The sequence below is a fragment of the Halobacillus sp. ABR2_026 genome, assembly GCF_056158545.1.
Genome location: NZ_JBSWTM010000001.1, coordinates 208,982 through 228,640, shown reverse-complemented (window position 1 = coordinate 228,640; position 19,659 = coordinate 208,982). Strand labels below are relative to the sequence as shown.

Below are 19,659 nucleotides of genomic sequence, written 5' to 3'. Positions count from 1 at the left end.
TCATATGCCAATAACAGGGATACAACAATAACTTTTCAAACATTACATCATCTTTACTACGGTGTAATAATCCGGTCGTAATGGATAAATATACCTAATCCAATAAGTGCGATCCACACCCGCAAAGCCAAACACCTACAAAAATCTCCTTTTATCGCGTATTGGTAATAAATGTATGACCTGGTACTCCAAATACTGGGACACCAGGTCATACATTTATTACCAAACATTCGCGCACCTTAAATTGTAAACGTTTACATTAAAAGTTATAGTAAGGTTAAACATTATGGAGAGGTGATCGGTTCATGTTAAAGGAAGCAAAAGTCCAAGAGGAGCCCCGCCCCTATACGGAAAAACATATGGATGAATCCTTTTCACACCCACAATACCGGATTGACCTTCGTCGTTACTCGGAAAAAGAACACAATAAATTTGTCCGTTTAAACACGGTATCTGACTGGTCCCTTCTGTCGTGGAAAGATGTTGGAAAACCTTTTGAGGTTAAAAACTACTCCAAAGAAAGAACTAATTGGGAAGCGCACCATCAACAGGTCATGGATCCACATACGTCCTGGACTTATTTCAACAAAGCCTTCCACGAGTGGTTCACCAAAGATGTGCCTCTTGAAAAAGATGTGAAAAAGAAAAATTTCATGAGAAGCCTTTCTTCCTTTCGCCCCGGTCTGGTGAAGCACGCACTCGGGGACCTCGTCCAATTGCAATTATGGAATTATGTTCATCGAATTCAGGATGGCATTTGGGATCCGCGTGGAAAGAGAGCCCTTTTTGAAGGCCTTCATATAGACCGGCCGCGCATTCTCTTTCTTGGTGCAGCAGAAGGTTACGAAGCCATGCAGCTCGGAGCCATGTATCCTGGAGCAGAGATCGTTATGGTCGATTACGATGAATTTTGCAAAACCACCCGTTTTGGAGAATTTCCTGAACACTATCCATTCTTAGGTGAAAACCCAAAGACAGGGCAGTGGAAAGTCGTTTACAAAGATGATTTAAAGATTGAATATATCGTAGACGATATACGTAACCTTGATTTCGGAAAGGAATTCGACATCGTTCTTTCTGTAGGGTTGCTTGAGCATTTTCCAGATGAATATAAACCAGAAGTGGCTGATTGGCACCGGCGCTTTCTGAAGGAAGGTGGCTACGCCATTCTAACCACCCCCCGAAACCAATTGCGCTCACGTCTTTATTATCATGTGATGGCTGATGTCATGAATCACACGTACAGAGAACTCATGACTGTTGAACAAATGGGCCTCTATATGTATGAAGCTGGATTCGACATCCTCAGGCACGGTTACATTAAGGTCCATAACGGCCTCATCTGCCAGCCACGTTAGAAATGGATAAATATGTATGACCTGGTACACCAGAAAAAGGAAAACAGAATTCACTAAAACTTCAAAAGCAAAACAGCATCACCGCGCACTTGGCGGTGATGCTGTTTTGTGGAAATAACTGTATGACGTGGTCAACCAAAGTCAATCAAAGTCAATCAAAGAACCGACCAAAGGTATGATCAAAGAGTCAGCTAAATTCAACGATTATTTCTTCCTTTGCTGATCACAGTAGGCGTGCATGGCTTTATTCAGAAATTCGGCATAGCCTTGTTTCCATTGATCCATATTCTTCGTAAAGCGGGGATCGTTGACGTACATATCAGCGAGCCCTTTGAAAATATCGAGGTCACACGTATAAAAATAATCGGTGATATGCTGACGTTTGCGATGGATTAATTTTTGAACCTCTACATCCGAAGAGTCTCGATCCATTAACTTCACAAGTTCCCGGTCGATATCATTTCCTTCCTGCTGGATCTTCTTCCAATCCTCTTCTGTATATTGAGATGTTTTCCGTTTGGACTCTTTGTATGCGTCTGTATCTCCCCATCTTTCCTCTACCTCTTTTTCGTACTTTTTCTGGTGTGCTTCTATTTCACTTTTATCAAATGGACGGAATCGGTCTTCATTCTCCATACTCTCTTCTCCTTTCAATGAACGTAAAGTCTGTTCCACCGATTGGATCAACCGCTCTAACCGGTGTTTCTTTTTTCTCAAAAGATCTCGATGATGCTGCAACGCTTCCTCTTCATCAAAACCTGGATCATCCAGGATTTCCTTAATGTTTTTCAACGGAAAATCCATCTCTTTGAAGAAAAGGATCTGCTGTAGTCGGGCCAAATCTTCTTCACTGTAAAACCGGTACCCTTTCTCATTGGTATAGCTTGGTGACAACAAATCAATATGGTCATAATGATGCAACGTACGGACACTCACTCCCGCCACAGCAGCTATATCTTTCACTTTGTACATTGGGTGATCACCTCACAATCAACGATAAGCTATAACGTAACGTCAGAGTCAACTCTATCGCCGAAAAAATTCTAGTGGAGAAGCAAAAGAGCAGCAGGCGGATTTCGTCGTTTCCTGTAGATTTCCGCTCAGAAAAGGAATTTAGTGGAATGCCGGAGAATAAAAGGAGGAATAACAATTTTAATAAGGTTGTGTTCCTATGAATATGTACTGTCAGAGTGCTTTTCACCAATTAGAAATCGTCATAGCATCCATTTCCGAAATGGTCGGTCAGTTATCAGAAGAAGATCTGACCCTCAGACCAACGGAAGGCAAGTACTCCATTGGAGAACTGCTGGAACATATTGCAGCTATCCCCGCAGCGGATGGTCACATCGCTGAGGGTGCTTCAAAGAAGGATATGGAGCAATTCTATGAAACGGTCTCTATGAAATCGAAAGATGAGATTCTTGAACATCTTTTTGAGAATTTCGCGCAGTTGAAAGCCCAATTTGAAAGCTATACAGAAGATCACCTCTATACAGAAACGATGTCCTGGTGGGGCGTCACTCATACAAGGTTCGAATGGCTCGTCCAAACCGTCGCCCATATGTACCACCACCGCGGCCAACTGCACGCAATGCTTGTGCATAGGTATCAGAAAGATCCGGAAATTCTCTTGTTTGAGTAATAAAAAAACACCCTCACGCTTATTTTTAGCGCGAGGGTGTTTCCTTATCCTAAGTAGGTCATTTCGAGTTCATTTTCTTCCAGTTCTCCACTTTCCACCCTTACATAATATCCCTTAGCTTCAGAGCGGGAACTGACCTGCTTCACAGCATCCGTGTGGATGAAGTGAACAGCAGCCCCATCATCCAAAGCATAACCTGGACGTATTGATCCATCTTTAATAAAGGAAGTATACGCAGGCCTTCTCGCGTCCTCTCCATCATAATGGGGGCAACAGCTACCAGGAATGAAACCAAGACACGGCAGCGGTTCCAGCTGGTCTCCAAACGAATCCGTTATGCCCTCATCAAACCAACAAATGGCTCCCGCACTGATTCCTGCAAGTACGACACCTTCTTCCCACGCTTCTTTCATGATGACATCAAGACCCCACTCCCGCCATAAGACGAGAAGATTTTTAGTAGACCCTCCTCCGACATAAATGATGTCCTGCTCGAGGATCATCTTCCGTAAGTCTCTTGCCGGCGGTTTAAATAAAGAAAGATGAGTAGCTTCAGCTTTTTGCCCGAACGCTTCATAGAAACGTTCGATATAACTATCCGAATCTCCACTAGCCGTAGGGACGAAACAAATTTTCGGTTTTTCTTTTTCTACTTGGTTCAACACATAATCATCCAAAAGCGGGTTTTCCGGCTCCATTGAAAAGCCGCCTCCGCCCAGCGCAATAATCTGTTTCATTAATGATTCCCCTTTCTCTTATTTTTACCCAGAGAGGTTTGAATGTCTTCTTTATAGGCGTATGAGAATAAGAGAGACACTAAAATCGCTCCACCAATCAGGTTACCAATACTCGCAGGTACGAGGTTTAAAAAGATATATTCATACCATGTGTATTTGTCAGAGGCAAGAATCCCCATACTGAAGTATCCCATATTAGCGGCACTGTGCTGGAAGTTCCCGGCTACAAAAAGGACTACAGGTAAGGTTGTTCCTAGGATTTTCCCTGTCAAATCACGGGCAGACGTTGTCAAAAAGGCCGCCATCCCGATCAACCAGTTGGCAAGCACTCCGGATACGAGAACCTGAAACCAGCCTTTGACCCCATGGTCTACGAACTTCATTTTATGATCCAAATACATGTCAAGCTCTGGATAAAAGGTGCTTGCAAATGATCCGGACCATTGTATGAGTACGGCCACAAGGAAGGCCCCGATGATGTTCCCAATATAGGAAGAGAGCCAGAATTTATAAATGTTTCTCTTCATCAATCCTGATTTGTTGAAAAGATAGGAGGGTAAAAGAACATTAATTTCCGTAAAAAGGACAGCCCCTGAAATGAAGACCATCGAGTACCCGGCAGCGAAACCGATCCCCGATAGCAGGTGATAGATTCCTTTGGTCTCCACCCCTACGGCCAGTAATACGGAAAACACCGCACCGAAAGTCATGAAAGAACCGGCGGTGAGTGCCAATAAAAACTGCGCACGGAAAGGTTTGTTCAGGTGATCTCTCCCTTTTTCCCCGAACTCATCAACAATTTGGGAAGGAAGGTAAAATTGTCGACCTGGTCGATCAATTTGCTGATTGCCTTGATTCGTGTCGTTTGCGTTCTGTTCTTGGTTATTTTCCTCATTTGCCACGGTCATCCCTCCAATGGTTCTCACATTCCCGATTCATGAAAAAGATAATCTCCCTGTATAACGTGAACCGTTTGAGAGATGGTAAGAAAAACAAGGAAATGAGGAATGACAATGTCCAGAGATGAATTCTGTCTGGCCTGTGATGGAGAGGGTCTGCTTATGGATGATGAGGAATGGCGCTACATCTGCAAAATTTGCGGCGGGAGTGGGCTCCGTCCTCAGGAAGGGGATGTATACGACCGCCAGACCGCAGACGTGGATGAAATGAATAGATATTTGGATTAATGGGTTTCGATAAAAAGAAGCGCTCAAATGTAAGAGAGCGCTTCTTTTTTCACCCTCTGCCTCATCGCTTCCAGAAACAAATCAGCGAAATACGGGTCCCACTGTGTCCCCCTGCCTTCTTCGATGATTGTTAATGCCTTCTCCACCGGCATCCCTTTCCGGTATGGACGATCGGACGTCATCGCATCAAAAGCATCGGCTACGGCCATTAGACGACCGAACACTGGGATATCAACACCGGAGAGCCCCTCCGGATACCCTTTGCCATCGTACCGCTCATGGTGATAGCGCACCCCCGGGAGTATTGGAGTAAGGGAATCGGGCAGTTCCACCTGTTCGAGGATACGGGCACCGATCACCGGGTGTTCTTTAATTTTGGCAAACTCCTCTTCTGTCAAACGCCCCTCTTTCAGCAGCACATGATCCCGCACACCTATTTTACCGATATCGTGGAGAAGGGCTGATTTTTTCAATAAATCCAACTGCCTGGCATCAAATCCAGCTTGGCGCGCAATTACATCCGAATATTCAGCTACCCGCCTGGAATGACCAGCAGTGTATGGATCGCGTGCATCTAATGTTGCTGCAAAAACCGTAAAAAAGCTCTCAATCAGCCGTTCATTTTCCTCATCCCGCTCCTTGATACCTGTAACCATATGGTTGAATCCAGTCACCAACTCGGAAAATTCGTCGACGTAAACGTTTTCCATGGGATTGAGTTCTCCTTGACGGACATCAGAAAAACGTTCACTCAACTGCTCCATCGGTTTCTGGATACTTCTGTAAAGCAAAAGAGCCGAGAGAACACCCACAGCCATGACTACTACAGCAATCGTCGATGCCCAATTCCAATAACTGTCCATCCCTCTCCCCTCAATCAGCCGCACTTGGGAAGCCATCAGAAAAAGCAGCACAGGAAAAATCGCTGTAAAGATAGAACTTGCAAATAACTTAACCTTTATACTTAAGGAGCGCTCCCTCTTATAATCGACCCAGCCACCTTTTTCGTAAATGGCAGGGATCAGCAATTGAACGGCCCGGTCTGTCATGAAAAATTCAATCAACGCATGCATGACCGCAATTAAAACAGCCCCAGCCCAGGCAAATCCAATATAGTAAAGGGGGAGATGAATAAGGCCGCGTTCAATAGCCAGCCATGCTAACAATGAAGCAGGAATAGATAATCCTAATAAGTGAGGACCGAGAATTCTCAAAACGGTCAGCTGCGGGAACTTCTGAGCCCTCCCTAACGCTTCTTTCACTTGTTGAGGAGAGTTGGATGACCTAGTGAAAAGCTGCCGGATCGGACGAACATGATACCTGTACATCACCATTTCCCCTGTCAGCATCATTCCTACAGAGGCGGCCATGATGAGGAGCAAATAGAGGATTTCATTCATGTCCAACTGAAGGGTGCGAAAAATAAACAAACTTCCGACACCGCCCACAGCCACAAAAGATCCCCCTATGTAATTCATCAGCATCCTTCTTTGAAAATATACGAATGGCTCCATCCTCTAAACTCCTTGTTATCGTTTAAATCATTTCTATCTTCTATTATTCGACAAACTCCAGCAGATTCCTTTTCAATGACTCTGACATTGCAAGTGGATTTCACTCCCACTCCTATCCCTCTGCTCCTGTGAATAATAGTGTGGGAAGGAACAGTCCCAGGCTCACAAAAAAAGATGCAGCTTTTAGCTGCATCTTTTTTCTCTAATAACTGATCGCTTCATCAGTTGGCGTCTTCTTTGATTTACGGACAAGCGCTACGATTCCAGCAATCAGGTACGCCACTCCTCCGAACAATCCCATAAAAACTGTAGCAAATGTGAAAACAACCCCTGTAACGATCAAAATGATTCCAGCTGCTTTCGGCTTCTTGTCTCCTTTAAGGAACACGGCGGAAAGAATTCCAAGACCCATGGCTATTAAAGAAGCAATGAGGACAAACATTGCGAATGAGCCCATCATTTCGAACATCTGGGTCATGTCTGTTGAACTCATTTCACCTTCCATCTGTACTTCCGGTGAGTTCATGAAGTTTTCAATTTCTTGTTGTATCTGCGGATTATCAGCTGAATTCAATAAGAGACCACTCAATACAACAGGTAGTCCAAAAAGAACAATACCGATGATGGTAATGACGATTTCTACCGTTCGTTTCATATCATTTTCCTCCTTTGTTATGATCCTGCTACGTCACGTTTCGTAAAGAATGCCCAGGACAAAGCCATGAATATAATGTAATATACCGCTAAGACACCGACGGAAAACCAAAGAGATGTCCCCGTTACAAATGGCGATCCCGACATGTACAGCGTAAGGTCTGTGTTTGCGAACAGAATATACTTAGCCCATGATTTCTCCATGAAGAAAACGACAATAGAGCTTCCGGCCATCATCAGAAAGATCGCTAAACCGATGGCGAGGGACGTATTTCTGAATACAGAGGCGATCATAAACGCGAATGTAGCCATCATGATTAATTCTACAAAACTTAACAAATATTGTGAAACAGTAAATGAAAAGACACCGGCATCTTTGATTTCGCCCGCCTGGGTATATACATAGGGTTCGGAAAGGCCGCCCATTCCAAACAACAGCGCCCCTGTGAGGAAGGAAACCAAGTATAATAGTACGAGCATTGTCAATGCGTAGATGATGACCGATACATACTTGGCCAGCAATATTTTCGCTCGAGATATTGGACGGATCAATAACAACTTTATCGTACCCCAGCGGAATTCATTTGCCGTAATTCCTGCTGCTACAATAATTGTAAAGAGACTGACCAATACAACGATATTTCTATTCGATCTTACAAAATCCCAAACATTATAATCTGTCGGTTTCAAGTCGTTTTCTATACGATACTGGTTCATTTCCACATTTGTATACCCTGGATATTCAATTTCAGGTGGTTGTTCCCCTCCTGACATCAACTCTTCATTCTGCTGTTGCAGCTCTTCCTTCCAGTTCTCACCGGTCGGAGCTTCTCCCCCCGTGATGGCTGCATCGATCTTAAACAATACACCTAGGCCGATGATCAACACGAGCATTAAAATAGCCATGATCCATGTCGCTTTTTGGTTATAAAGCTTCATTTGTTCGTTTTTTATCAATTGAATAAAGTTACTCAATGGCTCCCTCTCCAATCAAATCCAAGAATTTGTCTTCAAGCGTTGAGCGGTTGACGTTCACACTGTAAATCTGTACCCCTTTTTGCACAAGGTCCGCTATAATCGCAGGAATCTTTTCTTTCTCGACCGTGAATGTAAGGAGAGCCTCCTTTTGATGGACTTCCTTACCAGTGACTTCTTCCAGTACGGCTCGCGTTTCAGCGAGAGGTGTCGCTTCGATGGAAACTTCTTTCTCCTCCGTCTGTTGCAATGCATCCTGTACGGTTTGAATGGAAATCAATTCACCATTCTTGATGATACCAATCCGGTCACACATCATCTCCATCTCAGAAAGAATATGACTGGAAACAATCACTGCCACTCCTTCTTCTTCAGCAAGCCGACGTATGTAAGACCTGATTTCGCGAATTCCTGATGGATCCAATCCATTGGTCGGCTCATCGAGAATTAGGACGGAAGGATTATGTAAAAGGGCTTGAGCAATTCCAAGACGCTGGCGCATGCCAAGGGAATACTTTCCTACCTTTTCTTTCATGCGGTTTTCAAGACCGACAAGCTTTGCCACTTCTTCGATTCGTTCTTGGGAAACTTCCGGCATCATCCTTGCATAATGGATGAGGTTTTTCCAACCGCTCATGAATGGATACATTTCAGGATTTTCAACAATCCCTCCAACATGGCGGATCGCCTCTTTGAAGTTATGCCGGACACTTTCCCCCTGAATAATAACGTCCCCATCCGTCATCTTCATCAATCCGACCATCATACGAATGGTTGTGGTCTTACCGGCGCCGTTAGGCCCTAGAAAACCGAACACTTCACCGCCTTGTATATTGAAATTCAAACCCTTGATGATCGTTTTCTTCCCAATAGTTTTCTTTACGTTTTTCAACTGCATGACAGGCTCTGTCATTCTCCACCCTCCTTTAATTCAACACACCTACTGTACGTCAAAAAATGAATCTGGTTTCATTTTTTATGAAAATTTTTTACAGTTGTTTCGCACACCCGAAGCTATTTCAGGAAGAGGCGCCCAGGACACGGACTCCATTCGTGGATGCACTAGGGAATCTTTGATAAAATGTAATCATGGAATGAGGGCAGATTCCCTCGCTATCGGATCAGAAGAAACATCAGCTCGTTAAGGGGGTAGAAGTGAGTGAAAATCGTATCCATTGAACCGACACCCAGTCCGAATTCAATGAAAGTCAATTTGAATGAGACGTTGTCTGACGGAGAGACTCACAATTATAAAAAAGAAGATGATCATAGTCATGCACCCGATTTCGTGCAACATCTTTTTGCCATTGAAGGGGTCAAAGGCTTATATCACGTCACAGATTTCATCGCGTTGGAAAGGAATGCCCGTATCTCCTGGGAAGCGATTCTTCCTGAAGTAAGAAAGGTTTTCGGATCAGAAGACACGGCTGCATACCCTTCTCCGGAAAAGGAAGAACCGGATGAGCACTTTGGAGAAGTAAGAGTATTTGTCCAAATGTTCCGGGGACTGCCTATGCAGGTGAAACTGGAGGAAGGCGACGAGGAAACACGGGTCGGCCTTCCGGAACGTTTTATGGAAGCCGCTATGAAAGCTTCTCCTGCTTCACCGAACATGATCATGGAAAGGAAATGGGTCGAACAGAGCCCTCGGTACGGAGACGTAGCGGAGGTCGGTGAACAAGTGAAAGAAGAACTTTCTGCAAGTTACGACACAGAGCGCCTCGAAACGCTTGTTAAACAAGCGTTTGACCAAGAGTCGGCAGGAGATGAGCCGCAAAAGGAAAAGGCATCCATCACTTTAGAAACTCTGGACCACGAGGATTGGAAAGTCCGCTATGCGGCATTGGATCGAATGGATCCGACGGTAGAGGATTACCGCGTTCTTGATAAGGCATTGGATGATGAGAAAGCTTCCATCAGACGCCTGGCGACTGCTTATCTTGGAATGATTGAAGAGATTGAAACGCTCCCGTATTTATATAAAGCCCTCTGTGACAAATCGGTCACGGTGCGCCGTACTGCTGGGGATTGTTTATCTGATCTCGGGTTTAAAGAAGCGATGCCGCGTATGATTGAATCATTATCGGATTCCAACAAACTCGTCCGCTGGCGCGCAGCCATGTATTTATACGAACTCGGCGACGAATCTGCGCTTCCCGCTTTGAAGGAGGCAGCCGAGGACCCTGAATTCGAAGTACGTCTGCAAATCAACATGGCTATCGAAAGAATTGAAGGCGGCGAAGAAGCCAAAGGTTCCGTATGGCACCAGATGACTCAGGCAGCCACAAAAAAACAACAATAGGAGGCTACAACCCATGAACCCATATGAAGCATATATGAAAGAAATCTCTCAACCGATGCGTGATGAACTAACGAACGCCGGTTTTACAGAACTGACGACTCCAGAAGAGGTCGACACATTCATCAGTGAAACAAAAGGGACATCCCTGGTTGTGATCAATTCAGTTTGTGGATGTGCAGCAGGGCTCGCGCGTCCTTCTGCCCGTGTATCCCTCCAGCACGACAAACACCCTGAACATCTTGTCACTGTTTTTGCTGGTCAGGATCGCGAGGCAACATCCCGTATGCGTGACTATTTAGAAGGTTATGAACCTTCCTCTCCTTCCATGGCACTCATGAAGGATGGACAAGTTCTCCATTTCATCCCCCGTGAGGAGATCGAAGATTATGAAGTGGAAGAGATTACTGCCAACCTTACAAATGCCTATGATCAATACTGTTAAAAAAAACGCCTTCTGTGATAGAAGGCGTTTTTTCATGCGGTTTTCGTCTGACTCTCATTTTTTTCAGGTTTGATGAATAAGAGGACCACGATGAGGAGGATGGCTCCGAAAGCTCCACCTGTAATATAGCTGATATTCAAGTACTCTTTCATGAGCAGGGACATCAATGGTGGACCGGCCGCTACCCCTATGAACCTGGATGAACTATAAAAGGAGGTAATCGTCCCTCGCTCTTCTTTCTCGATCCCTTCGGTTATAAGAGCATCTAATGTCGGAAGCATTCCACCAATGGCCGTCCCAAGAATGCTTGTTACCACTAACAAAAGAAGCAGCTTTCCATTGACATACCCTACAAAAATCACACTTGCAGATACCATTCCCATAGCAACGACAAGTACCCACTTCATAACGGTTGTATTCCCCTTGATCGTTTTACCGGTGATAAACGCCGCCAGGCATAAAGTGAAGAGTGGTACAGCAAGCACAAAGCCTTTTTTAACCCCTTCAATGTTATGCGTTTTCTCAAGGATATCGGACATAAAGAACAAAACAGCAAACAAAATGAGCATCGCGTAGGCTCCAAGTAGAAACACTGGGTAGAGCCATTTTCCCTCCTGTTTGAAAATGTCCGCTGTCTTTTTCAAAAACTGTTTGAACGGTTTCGGTTCTTCCTTCTCCCCTTTGGGAATTTTAATAAAAAAGAATACGAGAACGATGGATATTAAACTGAAGAATGAAATTGAAAAGAAAGGCAGAAACCATAAAAACACAGCAAATAAAGAACCAAGAATCGGGCTTAATACTTTTCCGAAGGTGTTTGACGTTTCAATGATTCCGAGACAGGAGCTCGCTTTTTCATCATCATCCTTATATAAATCACCGACGAGAGGCAGTATGATCGGTGTGGCTCCCGCTGCCCCCATTCCCTGAAGGATACGGCCAACCGTAATCCACAGGAATGGATCTTCCAATTTCCATGAGGAAAAACCAGCGATAATCCCTCCGATAAAAGCCAACAGCAAACTCGGCAGGATAATTCGTTTCCTCCCGAAGCGATCGGACAAATAACCGGCAACCGGGATGAGAAAGATCGCCGCTACCGAATAACTGGTAATGATTGTACTGGACTGAAAAGAAGTGATGCCTACTTTTTTCTCGAAAATCGGCAATACTGGAATCAGCATCGAGTTTCCGAGGGTCATGACAAGAGGGATGGACGCCATGCTGACCAGACACCACCGGCTGACTTTGTTTTCCAAGGCAATTCCTCCTACGTCTTCATAAACGTAGGATGCCCCGTTCTATTTGAAACACTAGGAGAAAAATCTGGATAAATCTTGCCCTCGACCCTCTCCCCCGCTTTCCATACCTGCTGATTCTCTTCTGGATCTTCAAATATTCTGTAGTCAATAGAACAGCCAGCAATAAAGGGAGTACCCATACAACCGCGGGCATGACCTGCTCCATTACCGTCGGATTTCCCACTATTTCTTGCCCTTGACGATCGGCGTCGTGCAGGATGTGAGCCCTAAGCCGCCCCCCACGAAACGAAATTGTAACTAAAAGCGAACGAAAAAAAAGAATACCCAATGTTAATTCATATAAAACTCCTTCCCCCAATACGAACCACCTTTGGAATGGTTCCAAATTCTTATTTTTGTACATTTACCCTTTCATTACCATAAACTTACACAATATTCATTCTCTCTTTACAAAGCTTGGGTATCTTTTACACGTAACTCACTTTGAAAGGGGATTTTTAATATGTTGAAGAAATGGATGTTGGCCTTAGGTTTAGTATCTGTTTTGACCCTTGCTGCTTGTGGTGGAGAAGAAGACGGTGAAATGGAAGAAGATCAGACGGAAGAGCAGGAGCAAAGTGATAGCGAAGGTGAAGACAGCGGAGAAGAATAATACACGACACTATAAAAAAGGCGGATCCACTCAAGGATCCGCCTTTTTTTACCTTGGTTAAAGATTGCAGGTAATATTGATACCTCACGAAGTTTCAAGGAAAGGGCAAAGTTGTAAAAAGGTCCGTGACGATTTTTTTGTTTAGGGATTCGGGATCTAACCCTCTGTTCACGCAGGAGTCTTAACGCGCTCCACACAGAATGCTGCTCCTGCCACTCCCACTTACAAAAAGTATGAAAGGAGCTTTTTATTTAATCCGCCATTTTGTCTTCACCTGCTGTGGCGAAGAAGGTTTAATTTCAAGAGAGGAAGAGCAATTTGGACATATGACAGCCTGGGTCGGTATCGGCATACAACAGTAGGGACACTCCTTTTTGGTCATCCCATGCAATGGATGCTGATGAGGTTTTTTCCAGCGGTTGATTTGACGAACGACAAGGAAGACGGCGAATAAAATAATCAGGAACCGGACGGTGGCCGTAACGAAGAGACCATAGTTGATCGTTGCCGCCCCGGCTTCTTTAGCCGCTGTAAGTGAAGGATAGAGAGTTCCATCCAGACTGAGGAACATGTTCTCAAAATTCATTTTCGTATATAAAACACCAACAGGCGGAAGTAAAATATCCGTGACAAGTGAATCGATGAAACCACTGAAGGCGGCACCAAGAACCATCCCAACCCCCATGTCCACAGCACTTCCACGAACGGTGAATTGCTTGAATTCATGTAACAACCCCAAATCATGCTCCCCCTTCCTTCACCATCCTATGAAAGAAAGGGACAAACTATGAATTCAAACCTGGCACCACATCATCCGTACCTGGTACCAGGTACGGATCGATCTCTTTTTGGTACCCGGTACGGATTAAAACTCAGATCGTACCTGGTACCCGGTACACATTTTCAGTATCCGGTACGGCCGGTAGCGACGGTTTTTCCTCTTAACGTTTTTAAAAATCCGGCGAGTTTCACCACTTGTTCAACCTTGTGGTGATGACTGAATGAAAGACGTATGAAGGATTTTGCTTCTTGTGCACTGTATCCCATCGCAAGTAATGTCGCAGCTGGTTTCTGATCATCTGCATGACAGGCACTTCCTGTAGAAAAATAATACCCGTTCCGATTCCCTTCAAGCATAGCCAGTTGCCCCTCTATTTCCGGGAGAATTAGTCCAAGGATCGGAACAGCGGTTTCGACCGTATCTCCTAACACGTGCCACTCCCCCATATCAAGAAAAGCCTGCTTCAATGTTATGATTCTCCTTTGAATAACACTTATTTCCTTCACCATTTTTTCAGCGGACACAGTGAACGCGGCAATTCCAGGCAAATTGATGGTCCCCGGCCTCATCCCTCTTTCATGAGCGCCGCCTGGCGTACGCGGTGTACACGTAAGCGAAGGACGAATATACATAGCCCCCACGCCCTTCGGACCATATAGCTTATGGGCTGCCACTGAAAGACTGTCTACATAGGGAGCTATTTCATCTAACCGAATCTTCCCGAAAGATTGGACACAATCGGTATGCAGAAGAATGTTGTACTTCCGGCAGATGGCGGATAAGTGATGGAGAGGCTGGATCGTTCCGATATCAGAATTGACATGTTGAACAGCTAAAAGAACGGTCTCCTCACCCACCACCTTTTCAACAGCTTCTACCTCTATAAGTCCCTCCTCCGTCAAGGGAACCCTTGTAACCTTATAGCCTTCTCTTTCATATTTCCGTATGATATTTCGAACAGAGGAATGTTCAGCGTCAGTGGTGACAATATGCTTGCCCTCCCTTGCTGTTAACAGGGCTTCGATCGCACGTTCATTACTTTCTGATCCACCGCTTGTAAAATACAGACCTTCCTTCTCCACAACCATTAAGTCCGCCAGTGTCTGCCTGCAGTGCTCTAATAAGGCAGCCGCCTTTGTACCTCCATCGTGCAAGCTCCGTGTATTCTCATAATAATGATTGGCTGCGTGAAGATAAGCCTCCATGGCATCGTCATCCATCGGACATGCAGCTGCAAAATCAAAATAACCCTCCACATTTCCCCGCTCCTTTTTAAGTAATCTCTTGTCAATAGTGTAACAGTGTGTAAATATAAGTGTAAATACACTTGTATATATAAAGGGGTGGAAGTATGATAAGGACGGCAGATGTCATCATCATCGGAAGTGGAGCAGCAGCGTTACAGCTCGCCCGTCACCTTTCTACGGATAGAAATGTGATTATTATCACAAAGTCGATTCTCGGTCAGGGGAATTCCCGATTAGCTCAAGGTGGGATTGCTGCAGCCCTGGGAAAAGAAGATCATCCTTTTTATCATTTCGTCGATTCTGTCCTGGCCGGGCGATCGATGAACTATCATCATTCCACACTGATGATGACCCAGGAAGCTCCACAAATCATTCGGGAACTTGAAGCGGAAGGATGTGCCTTTGATTATAAAGACAGAGATACCCTTGCACTTGGAAAAGAGGGGGCCCATAGCCATCACCGCATCATCCATGGGGGCGGGGATCAGACAGGGAGAGTTCTTATGAATCATTTGACGGCAGCCCTCCCTCTTCATGTCGACATCATAGAAAACCACTATGTATACGAACTGATGGTGAATGAAAACCATCAATGCTATGGAATCAAAAGTAAGGATTCCTATGGCACCCACGAATTTCAGGCCCCTCATGTCGTGGTCGCGACCGGGGGATGCGGACAGTTATATGCGTCCACATCCAACGCCCCCTCTGTGACCGGGGATGGCATGGCACTCGCTTATCAGGCTGGAGCAGAGCTTGTAGACATGGAATTCATCCAGTTCCACCCTACCCTTTTGTACATAAAAGATAAGGCTGTAGGTTTGATCTCTGAAGCTGTCAGGGGTGAGGGGGCCTTTCTGGTCGATGAAAACGGGCGGCCGGTCATGGAACACATTCACCCTCTTCAAGACCTTGCTCCGAGACACATTGTTTCACAAACGATTTACCAAAGAAGGCAAAGCGGAGACAACATCTATCTTGATATAAGCAAGATAGAAAATTTTGACCTGAGATTCCCGCATATTACAAACCTTTGCACACAGTACCAAGTGGATATTACCGAAGGGCGGATTCCTGTAGCCCCTGGCTGTCACTTTTCAATGGGCGGCATTAAAACCGACCTCCATGGAAGAACAACGGTCGATGGGCTTTATGCCATTGGCGAAGCGGCATGTACAGGCGTTCACGGAGCTAATCGCCTGGCCAGCAATTCCCTTCTTGAAGGACTCGTCTACGGAAAAAGGCTCGCGGCTCACCTGAATGCATCCCCTCGCCTCTCTAGAACGTCATGGAGTAAAAGACACAAGCGGATGAATCCTCCTTCTGTTATCCCTTCCAGGCAAATCCTTCAAGAGCGGATGACGGCAAACGTCGGGATTGTTAGAGACGGAAAAAAATTAAACGATCACCGCAAGTGGTTGGAATCCTTCGCTCCTCCAGAGGAATGGGAACGGTACGACATAGGCATGCTCACATTCGAACAAATGACGAGAATGTTCATGCTGCAGACAAGCTGGATCATCACAAAATCGGCACTGGAACGGCAGGAGAGCCGCGGGGGGCATTATCGCAGCGATTTTCCTGAAGAGCAGATGGATTGGCTCAACAAACAGGTCGTCAGACACAGAACTTCAGAAATGAGGGAAATCAATGAACCTTTGGAGACGTAAACAACACTTAGAAGCCTTTTTTATAGAAGATATCGGAGAGCATGATTACAGTTCAGACTTTGTATTCCCGAAGAATTTAAGGGGCACGATGACCTTTACTTGTAAAGAAGCAGGAATTTTCTGCGGGGCGGATATCATTTCAGATGGCTACCAGGTGCTGAATCCTGATGTGGCCGTCCACCTTCATGTCCATGACGGAGATCAGGTGAGCGCAGGAGAAGCCATAGCTACAGCCCAAGGGCCTGTTGGTGACCTTCTCAAAGGGGAACGCGTCATCCTTAATCTCGTTCAGCGTATGAGCGGGATTGCGACCATGACCAAACGTGCCGTAGAAGCTTTAGGAGATGAAAAAATCCGTATTTGTGACACAAGGAAAACGACTCCCGGACTTCGTTCCTTTGAAAAGTATGCCGTCCGCACCGGTGGCGGACACAACCACCGCTTCGGCCTCTATGATGCGGTCATGCTGAAAGACAATCATATCGAATTCTTCGGCTCTGTCCATGAAGCGATTACCAGAACAAAAGCAGCCATCGGCCACACTGTGAAGATAGAAGTCGAAACAGAGACAGAAGATCAAGTCCTCGAAGCCGTAGAAGCAGGAGCGGATATCATTATGTTCGATAATCGCACACCAGATGAAATCCACTACCTTTCCCAACTGGTCCCCTCTTCGATCACAACCGAAGCTTCTGGAGGAATCACTCTGGAAACCCTGCCTGATTACCAGGGGCTTGATCTCAACTATCTTTCCCTCGGAATGTTGACCCACTCTGTGAAAGCCATGGATATAAGCGCCCGTGCCATCACCATAAAGGAGGAAGTATAATGAATTTGTTTGATACGATTGAAAGAACGACGCTGCCTGACAAGTATAAGGCAATGGAAACATCAGAACTGGAGCAAAGAATTCTCAACGTAAAGAAATCCATGGGGGCAAGACTCTTCCTTCCTGGTCACCATTATCAAAAAGATGAAGTCATTCAATTTGCTGACGTCCGCGGGGATTCGTTAAAGCTTGCTCAGATATCTGCGAGCCAACATAAAGCGGAGGCGATCGTTTTTTGCGGGGTCCATTTTATGGCGGAAACCGCAGATATCTTGACTCGGGAAGATCAGCATGTGTACCTCCCGGATATGAGAGCCGGCTGTTCCATGGCTGATATGGCGAATATCCGACAGACAGAGGAGTCATGGACCCGTCTAATGGAACTTTTTGACGATACGATCCTGCCTCTTACTTATGTGAATTCTACAGCAGCTATCAAGTCATTTGTAGGCAGAAAAGGCGGAGCGACTGTTACTTCCTCCAATGCAGCCGATATGCTGAGGTGGGCCTTCTCCAAAAAAGAGCGGATCCTCTTCCTCCCCGATCAGCACTTGGGAAGAAATACCGCATACGATCTAGGCATCCCGCTCAACCACATGGCCGTTTGGGATCCTATCATAGAAGAGCTTCTTTATGATGGACCGTTGGAAGACATTCAAGTAATTCTGTGGAAAGGGCACTGCTCCGTTCATGAAAATTTCGCCGTTTCCAATGTCGAACAAGTTCGTACGGAGCATCCAAACATGAAAATTATCGTCCACCCGGAGTGCAGCCGTGAAGTTGTAGAGAAGTCTGATATGTCCGGTTCCACGAACGCAATCATCCAAGCGATTGAACATGCTCCTCCAGGAAGTGAGTGGGCGATTGGCACAGAAATGAATCTCGTCAATCGCATCATCCAGGAACATCCGGATCAACACATTATTTCCTTGAATCCGCGGATGTGCCCATGTCTGACCATGAACAGAATCGACCTTCCCCATTTGGCCTGGTCTCTCGATTCCGTCATGGAGGGTAATCCTCAAAACCTAATCCAAGTCCCCCCTTCCATCGCTGTGAATGCGAAGAAAGCTCTGGACAGGATGTTGGCTCGTGTGTGATTATATTCCGCTTAGCTGTTGGAGCTACTAAAGAAAAGGCACTGTTAAAGTTCAGTGTTGATATTGGCATCAACGGATGGAAGTGACCATGAATGATAGGATGATAAAAGGGAGTTTATTTCCAAGTGTCGAAACCTTTAGATGATCTACTTTCACGATGTAACCATTGAATCTTGTTGGATTATTATTTCGAAACGGAGTCTTTCACTAACTGGCAGGATTGTTGAAGACTTGATTTCGAGAGGGTTCGGGGTTCGTTATTGTGTTGAGTGCCAGGGGTGGCTGGGAAGCTACTCGCTTTCCTGTGGGGGAGTGCCGAGCTTCCTCGGGCTTATCGCCCTGCGGGATCTCGCCGATCTCCTTTCTCCCACGGGAGTCTCGCAGCTTCCCAACCACCCCATTCGATCATGCGAGAAACGAACCCCTTTGTCAACGTTGGATGGTCTTCCATTCCCCCGGTTGTTGTAAGCATAAAACGCTATGTATCAAGCTTTCCGGGTTCGATCACCTCGGTTTGGGAATATGATCCTTATCCTCTCACCAACTAGAATAGCTGATGATTCATGAAGGGGTTTCGAGACCCTGATCTAGCCAAGGGGCGGAGGGGGATGGCGAGACTCCTATCTTAAGTGTGCAGGCGCCTCGTTCAGCGGCGTATGGACTGGACTGAGCTGGAGGAGATAAAGGAAACACGAAGAACGAAGGGATTCGATGTTGACTTATCGTACAGAAGCGAGGGAAGTCTCACTAGCCGCTAGGCGCAGAAACCGGATATCTATGAGGAAAAGAGTGCTGGGTGAGACCCCGCAAGGCGTAAGCCTGAGGAGGCTCACCGCGCTCCCGCGGAAAGCGAGTCATCCCCCGCAGCCCCTAACTCCCACACAAACATCTCAAAACTGAGTCTTCCACAAACAGGAGCTTTCGTTGAATAAGCCAAATATAAAAAAGGAACTTCCAATTTTATGGAAGTTCCTTTTTTTGCAGTAATATCAACACTAAACTTTAACAGAGCCAAAGAAAAAGAACCTCCGCGCGGAGAATATCCGCATCCATTCCTGCGAATATTACTTTTAAAAGGAGGGTGCTTACATGAACAAAGAACGCGCAAAAGAAATATTTAAATCAGAGGATATGATATCGGTCATGCATGAAGACCGTGAAATTTACATTGAAGAAGTTATTGAACGCAATGAAATGGCACGCATTCACCCGACAGATCAGCCGAACATCGTTCAAAAAGTTCCGTTATATGAATTGAAAGAGCAGGAATAAACCTGAAAAACCCGGATCATATGCTGTGATCCGGG

At 45.5% G+C, this 19,659-nt stretch carries 20 protein-coding genes; 10 read left to right on the top strand and 10 right to left on the bottom strand.

From position 1 onward, the window contains the following. The first annotated feature begins 305 nt into the window (after positions 1-305). Positions 306-1,358 (top strand): class I SAM-dependent methyltransferase, encoded by a 1,053-nt coding sequence (locus ACXADE_RS01265; RefSeq protein ID WP_474978711.1) that lies wholly within the window; start codon positions 306-308, stop codon positions 1,356-1,358. Positions 1,359-1,562: 204 nt separating this feature from the next. On the opposite strand, the gene ACXADE_RS01260 is transcribed toward ACXADE_RS01265, so the two are convergent. Further along, positions 1,563-2,330, bottom strand: a complete 768-nt coding sequence (locus tag ACXADE_RS01260; RefSeq protein ID WP_474978710.1) for a MerR family transcriptional regulator — start codon at positions 2,328-2,330, stop codon at positions 1,563-1,565. Positions 2,331-2,529: 199 nt separating this feature from the next. On the opposite strand from ACXADE_RS01260, the gene ACXADE_RS01255 reads away from it, so the two are divergent. After that, positions 2,530-3,000, top strand: a complete 471-nt coding sequence (locus ACXADE_RS01255; RefSeq protein WP_474978709.1) for a DinB family protein — start codon at positions 2,530-2,532, stop codon at positions 2,998-3,000. A 44-nt stretch (positions 3,001-3,044) separates the two neighbouring features. Here the strand turns inward: ACXADE_RS01255 and ACXADE_RS01250 are convergent, their stop codons facing one another. Together ACXADE_RS01250 and ACXADE_RS01245 are read right to left on the bottom strand one after the other, a co-directional pair. Continuing rightward, positions 3,045-3,737, bottom strand: a complete 693-nt coding sequence (locus ACXADE_RS01250; protein ID WP_474978708.1) for a Type 1 glutamine amidotransferase-like domain-containing protein — start codon at positions 3,735-3,737, stop codon at positions 3,045-3,047. Continuing rightward, positions 3,737-4,639, bottom strand: coding sequence for a formate/nitrite transporter family protein (locus ACXADE_RS01245; RefSeq protein ID WP_474978707.1), 903 nt, complete (start codon positions 4,637-4,639; stop codon positions 3,737-3,739). The genes ACXADE_RS01250 and ACXADE_RS01245 overlap by 1 nt, the downstream gene beginning before the upstream one ends. 111 nt (positions 4,640-4,750) lie before the next feature. Here ACXADE_RS01245 and ACXADE_RS01240 point away from each other — a divergent pair, with 111 nt between their 5' ends. Continuing rightward, positions 4,751-4,924, top strand: a complete 174-nt coding sequence (locus tag ACXADE_RS01240; protein ID WP_474978706.1) for a hypothetical protein — start codon at positions 4,751-4,753, stop codon at positions 4,922-4,924. A gap of 23 nt (positions 4,925-4,947) precedes the next feature. On the opposite strand, the gene ACXADE_RS01235 is transcribed toward ACXADE_RS01240, so the two are convergent. From ACXADE_RS01235 to ACXADE_RS01220, 4 genes are all read right to left on the bottom strand, one after another. After that, complete coding sequence (locus tag ACXADE_RS01235; protein WP_474978705.1) at positions 4,948-6,438, bottom strand: HD domain-containing phosphohydrolase; 1,491 nt, start codon at positions 6,436-6,438, stop codon at positions 4,948-4,950. Positions 6,439-6,640: 202 nt separating this feature from the next. Continuing rightward, complete coding sequence (locus ACXADE_RS01230; RefSeq protein ID WP_474978704.1) at positions 6,641-7,093, bottom strand: DUF4064 domain-containing protein; 453 nt, start codon at positions 7,091-7,093, stop codon at positions 6,641-6,643. Positions 7,094-7,110: 17 nt separating this feature from the next. Further along, entirely contained in the window at positions 7,111-8,067 is a 957-nt protein-coding gene (locus tag ACXADE_RS01225; protein WP_474978703.1) for an ABC transporter permease, read from the bottom strand. After that, positions 8,060-8,980, bottom strand: coding sequence for an ABC transporter ATP-binding protein (locus ACXADE_RS01220; RefSeq protein WP_474978702.1), 921 nt, complete (start codon positions 8,978-8,980; stop codon positions 8,060-8,062). The genes ACXADE_RS01225 and ACXADE_RS01220 overlap by 8 nt, the downstream gene beginning before the upstream one ends. A 246-nt stretch (positions 8,981-9,226) precedes the next feature. Between ACXADE_RS01220 and ACXADE_RS01215 the strand changes: the two genes are divergently transcribed. Further along, a complete protein-coding gene (locus tag ACXADE_RS01215) occupies positions 9,227-10,369 on the top strand; it encodes a conserved virulence factor C family protein (RefSeq protein ID WP_474978701.1) in 1,143 nt (380 codons plus the stop codon). Between the two features lie 13 nt (positions 10,370-10,382). Next, a complete protein-coding gene (locus ACXADE_RS01210) occupies positions 10,383-10,811 on the top strand; it encodes a BrxA/BrxB family bacilliredoxin (protein ID WP_474978700.1) in 429 nt (142 codons plus the stop codon). A gap of 32 nt (positions 10,812-10,843) precedes the next feature. Here the strand turns inward: ACXADE_RS01210 and ACXADE_RS01205 are convergent, their stop codons facing one another. Then, a complete protein-coding gene (locus tag ACXADE_RS01205; protein WP_474982172.1) occupies positions 10,844-12,034 on the bottom strand; it encodes an MFS transporter in 1,191 nt (396 codons plus the stop codon). Positions 12,035-12,575: 541 nt separating this feature from the next. Here ACXADE_RS01205 and ACXADE_RS01200 point away from each other — a divergent pair. Beyond that, a complete protein-coding gene (locus tag ACXADE_RS01200; RefSeq protein ID WP_474978699.1) occupies positions 12,576-12,725 on the top strand; it encodes a hypothetical protein in 150 nt (49 codons plus the stop codon). 247 nt (positions 12,726-12,972) lie between these two features. Here the strand turns inward: ACXADE_RS01200 and mscL are convergent, their stop codons facing one another. Beyond that, positions 12,973-13,464, bottom strand: coding sequence for a large conductance mechanosensitive channel protein MscL (gene mscL / locus ACXADE_RS01195; RefSeq protein WP_474978698.1), 492 nt, complete (start codon positions 13,462-13,464; stop codon positions 12,973-12,975). Positions 13,465-13,628: 164 nt separating this feature from the next. Then, entirely contained in the window at positions 13,629-14,762 is a 1,134-nt protein-coding gene (locus ACXADE_RS01190; RefSeq protein ID WP_474978697.1) for an IscS subfamily cysteine desulfurase, read from the bottom strand. 95 nt (positions 14,763-14,857) lie between these two features. Between ACXADE_RS01190 and nadB the strand changes: the two genes are divergently transcribed. The 4 genes from nadB (at position 14,858) to ACXADE_RS01170 (ending at position 19,624) form a co-directional block, all read left to right on the top strand. Beyond that, the gene (gene nadB / locus ACXADE_RS01185; protein ID WP_474978696.1) at positions 14,858-16,423 is read left to right on the top strand and encodes an L-aspartate oxidase; all 1,566 of its coding nucleotides are present in this window, start codon (positions 14,858-14,860) and stop codon (positions 16,421-16,423) included. After that, entirely contained in the window at positions 16,404-17,252 is an 849-nt protein-coding gene (gene nadC, locus ACXADE_RS01180; RefSeq protein WP_474978695.1) for a carboxylating nicotinate-nucleotide diphosphorylase, read from the top strand. Before nadB ends, nadC begins: the two co-directional genes overlap by 20 nt. Next, on the top strand, positions 17,252-18,352 hold the full coding sequence (gene nadA / locus ACXADE_RS01175) for a quinolinate synthase NadA (protein ID WP_474978694.1): 1,101 nt from the start codon (positions 17,252-17,254) through the stop codon (positions 18,350-18,352). The genes nadC and nadA overlap by 1 nt, the downstream gene beginning before the upstream one ends. Before the next feature lie 1,089 nt (positions 18,353-19,441). After that, positions 19,442-19,624, top strand: coding sequence for an H-type small acid-soluble spore protein (locus ACXADE_RS01170; protein ID WP_226594567.1), 183 nt, complete (start codon positions 19,442-19,444; stop codon positions 19,622-19,624). Positions 19,625-19,659: the final 35 nt, after the last annotated feature.

Bases quoted from the DNA above. Each gene is read 5' to 3' on its own strand.
- ACXADE_RS01250 (WP_474978708.1), bottom strand. From the start codon at position 3,737: ATGAAACAGATTATTGCGCTGGGCGGAGGCGGCTTTTCAATGGAGCCG.
- ACXADE_RS01235 (WP_474978705.1), bottom strand. From the start codon at position 6,438: ATGGAGCCATTCGTATATTTTCAAAGAAGGATGCTGATGAATTACATA.
- ACXADE_RS01240 (WP_474978706.1), top strand. From the start codon at position 4,751: ATGTCCAGAGATGAATTCTGTCTGGCCTGTGATGGAGAGGGTCTGCTT.
- ACXADE_RS01265 (WP_474978711.1), top strand. From the start codon at position 306: ATGTTAAAGGAAGCAAAAGTCCAAGAGGAGCCCCGCCCCTATACGGAA.
- ACXADE_RS01220 (WP_474978702.1), bottom strand. From the start codon at position 8,980: ATGACAGAGCCTGTCATGCAGTTGAAAAACGTAAAGAAAACTATTGGG.
- ACXADE_RS01255 (WP_474978709.1), top strand. From the start codon at position 2,530: ATGAATATGTACTGTCAGAGTGCTTTTCACCAATTAGAAATCGTCATA.
- ACXADE_RS01230 (WP_474978704.1), bottom strand. From the start codon at position 7,093: ATGAAACGAACGGTAGAAATCGTCATTACCATCATCGGTATTGTTCTT.
- ACXADE_RS01210 (WP_474978700.1), top strand. From the start codon at position 10,383: ATGAACCCATATGAAGCATATATGAAAGAAATCTCTCAACCGATGCGT.
- nadA (WP_474978694.1), top strand. From the start codon at position 17,252: ATGAATTTGTTTGATACGATTGAAAGAACGACGCTGCCTGACAAGTAT.
- ACXADE_RS01260 (WP_474978710.1), bottom strand. From the start codon at position 2,330: ATGTACAAAGTGAAAGATATAGCTGCTGTGGCGGGAGTGAGTGTCCGT.
- nadC (WP_474978695.1), top strand. From the start codon at position 16,404: ATGAACCTTTGGAGACGTAAACAACACTTAGAAGCCTTTTTTATAGAA.
- ACXADE_RS01205 (WP_474982172.1), bottom strand. From the start codon at position 12,034: ATGGCGTCCATCCCTCTTGTCATGACCCTCGGAAACTCGATGCTGATT.
- nadB (WP_474978696.1), top strand. From the start codon at position 14,858: ATGATAAGGACGGCAGATGTCATCATCATCGGAAGTGGAGCAGCAGCG.
- ACXADE_RS01200 (WP_474978699.1), top strand. From the start codon at position 12,576: ATGTTGAAGAAATGGATGTTGGCCTTAGGTTTAGTATCTGTTTTGACC.
- ACXADE_RS01170 (WP_226594567.1), top strand. From the start codon at position 19,442: ATGAACAAAGAACGCGCAAAAGAAATATTTAAATCAGAGGATATGATA.